Origin of the sequence: Albidovulum sp., from assembly GCF_049646345.1 — a bacterium.
Lineage (GTDB): Bacteria > Pseudomonadota > Alphaproteobacteria > Rhodobacterales > Rhodobacteraceae > Albidovulum.
In genome coordinates this window covers 1-4,531 of the sequence record NZ_JBARVQ010000860.1, presented here as the reverse complement: position 1 = coordinate 4,531, position 4,531 = coordinate 1, and the positions used below count along the sequence as shown (strand labels likewise).

The 4,531-nt window shown below is 63.4% G+C and carries 5 protein-coding genes and 1 pseudogene; 4 read left to right on the top strand and 2 right to left on the bottom strand.

The window, feature by feature from the left end; translation table 11 throughout:
* The 3 genes from WBB85_RS22540 to WBB85_RS22530 form a co-directional block, all read left to right on the top strand.
* Positions 1-1,181 (top strand): cobyrinate a,c-diamide synthase (locus tag WBB85_RS22540; RefSeq protein WP_432640806.1); only part of this gene is annotated, 1,181 nt, incomplete at its 5' end.
* Positions 1,178-1,900: a uroporphyrinogen-III C-methyltransferase gene (gene cobA, locus WBB85_RS22535; RefSeq protein ID WP_432640805.1), complete on the top strand. Its 723-nt coding sequence runs from the start codon at positions 1,178-1,180 to the stop codon at positions 1,898-1,900. The genes WBB85_RS22540 and cobA, both read left to right, overlap by 4 nt.
* Entirely contained in the window at positions 1,897-2,214 is a 318-nt protein-coding gene (locus WBB85_RS22530) for a DUF1636 family protein (RefSeq protein WP_432640804.1), read from the top strand. The genes cobA and WBB85_RS22530 overlap by 4 nt, the downstream gene beginning before the upstream one ends.
* A 94-nt stretch (positions 2,215-2,308) precedes the next feature.
* Here the strand turns inward: WBB85_RS22530 and WBB85_RS22525 are convergent.
* Positions 2,309-2,640, bottom strand: a pseudogene (locus WBB85_RS22525) (transposase); the annotation flags it as partial.
* Between the two features lie 189 nt (positions 2,641-2,829).
* Between WBB85_RS22525 and WBB85_RS22520 the strand changes: the two are divergent.
* On the top strand, positions 2,830-3,411 hold the full coding sequence (locus WBB85_RS22520) for a Hint domain-containing protein (protein WP_432640803.1): 582 nt from the start codon (positions 2,830-2,832) through the stop codon (positions 3,409-3,411).
* An 88-nt stretch (positions 3,412-3,499) separates the two neighbouring features.
* Here WBB85_RS22520 and WBB85_RS22515 read toward each other — a convergent pair whose 3' ends face one another.
* Positions 3,500-4,339, bottom strand: coding sequence for a universal stress protein (locus WBB85_RS22515; RefSeq protein ID WP_432640802.1), 840 nt, complete (start codon positions 4,337-4,339; stop codon positions 3,500-3,502).
* Between the last annotated feature and the right edge of the window lie 192 nt (positions 4,340-4,531).

Here is a 4,531-nt window from a genome sequence, read left to right as displayed (position 1 = left end):
ACATTGATCCGGCCTTTCACCGCGCGGCCTCGGGGCGGTTTTCGGTGAACCTCGATACCTGGGCGATGGGAGAGGCGCGCATTGCCGGATTGGTCGGGGCGGCTGACGGGGCCGATCTGGTGCTGGCCGAGGGTTCGATGGGGCTCTTCGACGGGGTGGCGCGGGCCGGTGAGACCGGAACCGGTGCCTCGGCCGATCTGTCGGCTTTGACTGGCTGGCCGGTCGTTCTGGTGCTGGACGTTTCGGGGCAGGCGCAGTCGGCGGCGGCGGTGGCGCTTGGCTTTTCGCGGATGCGACCGGATGTGACTGTGGCGGGCGTGGTCCTGAACCGTGTCGCCTCGCCCCGGCATGATGCATTGATCCGCGTCGGGATGGAGGCGGCGGGAATTCGCGTCTTTGGCGCATTGCCGCGCCGCGCCTCGATCGAGATGCCGGAGCGGCATCTGGGTCTGGTGCAGGCCGAAGAGACGCCGGAACTGGACCGGATCATCGCCGATGCGGCAGAATTCGTGGCCGCGCATGTCGATCTGGATGCCCTCAGGGCGGCGGCGGGGGAGACGCATCTGGCTGGATCCGCGCCGGTTGCGGTCACGCCGCCGGGCCAACGGATCGCTCTGGCCCGCGATGCCGCGTTTTCCTTTGTCTACCCGCATCTTCTGGATGGCTGGCGCGCCGCTGGGGCCGAAATTCTTCCGTTCTCGCCTTTGGCCGACGAAGCACCGGAAGAGAGCGCCGATTGCTGTTGGTTGCCGGGGGGCTATCCGGAATTGCATGGTGGCAAGCTGGCGGCAGCCGCGCGGTTCCGGCAGGGATTGCGGCGGTTTGCCGAGACCCGGCCGGTGCATGGCGAATGCGGGGGCTATATGGCGATGGGCGCGGGCCTCGTCGACCGGGACGGCGTGCGGCATGAGATGGCGGGGCTTCTGGGCCTCGTCACCTCTTACGAGAAGCGCAAGATGCATCTTGGCTATCGATTGGCCGAGCTTTCCGCAGCGGTGCCGGGTCATGATGCGGGCGCACGGTTGCGCGGCCATGAATTTCACTACTCGACGATTCTCGACCAGCCGGATATGGCGCTGGCGCGGGTCGTTGATGCGAATGGCGATGCCGTGCCCGAGACCGGGTCGCGCCGTGGCAATGCCACCGGCACTTTCTTTCACCTGATCGCGGAGGCGACATGACGGGGTTCGTGAGTTTTGTGTCTTCCGGGCCGGGCGATCCGGAGCTTCTGACACTGAAGGCCGTGGACCGGTTGCAGAAGGCCGATGCGGTGCTGTTCGACGATCTCTCATCAGGCCCGATTCTGGCGAAGGCACGGGAGGGGGCGGATATGGTCGGCGTCGGCAAGCGGGCTGGCCGCGCCTCGCCCAAGCAGGATCATGTGAGCCGCCTGCTGGTGGATTATGCGAAGTCGGGCGCAAAGGTTGTGCGGCTGAAATCCGGCGATAGCGGGATGTTCGGCCGACTGGAGGAAGAGATCATCGCCTGCCGCGAGGCCGGGATCGGGTATGAGATCATTCCCGGCGTCACCTCGGCCATGGCGGCGGCGGCGGCGGCGGGCATTCCGCTGACAAGGCGGCTGACCGCACGACGGGTGCAATTCGTGACGGGCCACGATGTGACAGGTGCCCTGCCCGAGGACCTGAACCTTGCGGCCCTCGCCGATCCGACGGCGACGACGGTGATCTTCATGGGCAAGCGTACCTTTGCGGAGCTGGCAAGGCGGTTGCAGGGGGCAGGAATGTCGGCCGATACGCCTGCGCTTCTTGCCGAAAGCGTGTCTACACCTGCCGAAAAGATCGTGCGCGGCACTTTGGCAACGATGGAGGCGCTGATCGCCGAAGAGGCTGCCGATGGCCCGGCGCTGATCCTGCTTGGGCCGCTGGCCGAGGGTCGATGAGCGGCGTTACCGTCACGGTTTGCCGCTCGTGCCCGGCTGGACAGAACGGGCTGGCAGAACGCTTGCGGGCGGAGATCGGCGGGGAAGCCGACCTGCGCGAGGTTGACTGCATGTCGGGCTGTACGCGACCCTCGACCGTCGCGTTTCGGGCGGCGGGAAAGACGGCCTATCTCTTTGGTGACATAACCGGGGCGGATATCCCGAATCTGGCGGTCTTTCTGCGGCTCTATTCCGCATCGCCGGACGGCAACCTGGCGGATGCGCGCCCGCTCGGATCGCTGAGGGAAAAGGCGATCGCGCGCATTCCGGGTTGACGTTTCGCCGCCTGCGGGCGGCGACCCGCCGGGGAGTCGCTGCCTCCCTTTGAATTCTGATACTGGTTATCTAAGCGAAAACCCGAAACACTTTAACTGGCCAGACCCCTCGGTGCTTCACCACAAACCCAAACATCACGGCTGGTCCTTGGTGAAGTCGGCGGCCGCCTTTATTAAGGTATCACGCTCCGCCTTCAGCCTTGACATATCACGTCGAAGAAATTTGAGCTCTTCTTGCTCTGGCGTCAGCTTGCCATTTCAGGGTAGCGCCGCAGGGCCGTCTACCTCATATGCCCGCACCTACCGGCGAAGCACATTGGCATGTCTTCCAAGATCCCTTGAAGCCTGTGCAATGCTGACCCCACGCTTTGTTATCAACTCCATCGCTTCCGCCGTAAACTCGCGGCTGAAGGCTCTCCTGTTTATGTAGATTCTCCAGCGTCACAAACACCTTATCTCGGTGTCCACAAATCCGGCAGCAGTCCAGCCGGATATGTCCCAGGGTAAAGGTCGGTTGCTTTAGAATCCCGCCAGGGAAATCGCCGGTGAAGTGGCGATGTCGGAGGCGGGCAAATGGCAACCATCGTCGTCACGGCGGCGGGGTAAACTGACCTGGTGACGAACAACGACACCGTGATCATCGATATTCCCGGGGGCGGGGATGTTACCATCGTGGCGGACCCTTCCGTGAAGGTGAAGAAATGTGCCGTTCGTTTTGTCGATGACACCGAAGCCGACACGGTCAGGATCGACCTGCACACTTTCTCGGAAACGAACCTGCATATCGATATCTGGGACTATGACCCCTCTGACACGGTCCAGCTTCTGGGCGGGTTCAACAAGCAGGTTGATCCGCAGCATCCGGATCTTTTCGACTTCAACTATGTCGGGTCCACCGGGGCGACCTTCAATGGTATGGTCCGGGCCCGCGACAAGGGCGAGAACGATTTCAATGCGCAGCCGCAACCGGTGATCATCTGCTTTGCCAAAGACAGCCTGATCGACACCGATCTTGGTCCAAGGCCAGTCGAGACGATCCGCGAAGGCGATCTGGTGGTGACGCAGGAAAACGGGTTGCAGCCTGTGCGATGGATCGGGCGGCGGTCGCTCGACAGCCTTGATCTTGCGCGGCACCCGCAGCTTCTGCCGGTGCGTATCGCGGCGGGGGGGGCTGGGGGACGGTCAGCCTTTCCCTGACGCGCCCCGGCACGCGCGAGAGTGCAGGACCGCTTCCATGATCCTGGGCGGTGTCGAGACGGCAATGCTGCGCGCGGCCTGACCGGGTTCAATGCGCCATCAGCACCGGCACTTCGGCATGTTCCAGCATATTGCGCGTCGTGCCGCCAAGGATCGCCTCGCGGAACCGCGAATGGCCGTAAGCCCCCATCACCACCATATCGGCATTGATGTCGCGCACATGACGGGCGAGCACTTCGGAGGTTTTCGGCAGGGTCTTGGCCAACACGGAAACCTCGGTGTGCACACCGTGACGCACCAGAAGCTGGGACAGCATGCCACCGGGATCAGAGCGTTCCGGCCCATGGGTTGGCGGGTCGATGATCGTGATGTCGACGCGCGTCGCGGCCTTCAGCACCGGTAGTGACACACGGGCCGCCCGGAGCGACTCGTCGCTCTGGTTCCAGGCCAGAGCGATCCGCTGACCGAAGCCCGCGTCCGAATAACCGTCGGGCAGGACCAGAACCGGGGCACGGCCTTCGAAAAGAGCGGCCTCCAACACCGCCTCGGCGGCCTGACTGCCTTTGGGCCCGTAGGGCTTGGGCAGAACGACGATATCGGAAAAGCGGGCCTGCATGGCGACCGGACCAGAGAGTGCGCCGATCTGGGCGACGGCCGTTTCCACGCCCCAGCGGATATCCTCGGCAGCCAGCCTGCTGCGCACTGCCGTTTCTGCCTGGGCTGCGTCGTCTTTCGCCTGGTTGTAGGCTTCCTGCGTCAGGATCGCGGTGGCACCGGCATAGTAATATCCGGTCTGGGTCACATCCACGCCAATGCACAGGACATCAAGATGCGCATCCTCGCGCCGCGCCAATGCGATGGCGGCGTCGATCTGCGGTCCGATGCCGGCGGGGTCGGTGGTTATCGTGAGAATCGACTTGAAGTCCATCGGGCTTCTCCTTCCTGAGTAGCGCTGCACCGGGTCAGCCTAATCCCGGGGATAACAGCGCCGCTTTGACAAGGATCAACCGGCAGGCCCAAGGGTACCTCAATCTGTGAGTGTCGCTTATAGCGTTTCGCGTTAAACTTGAGTCACCTAACGCTGCCTGAAATTGAAGATTTCAACGCGTTAGGTGATGAG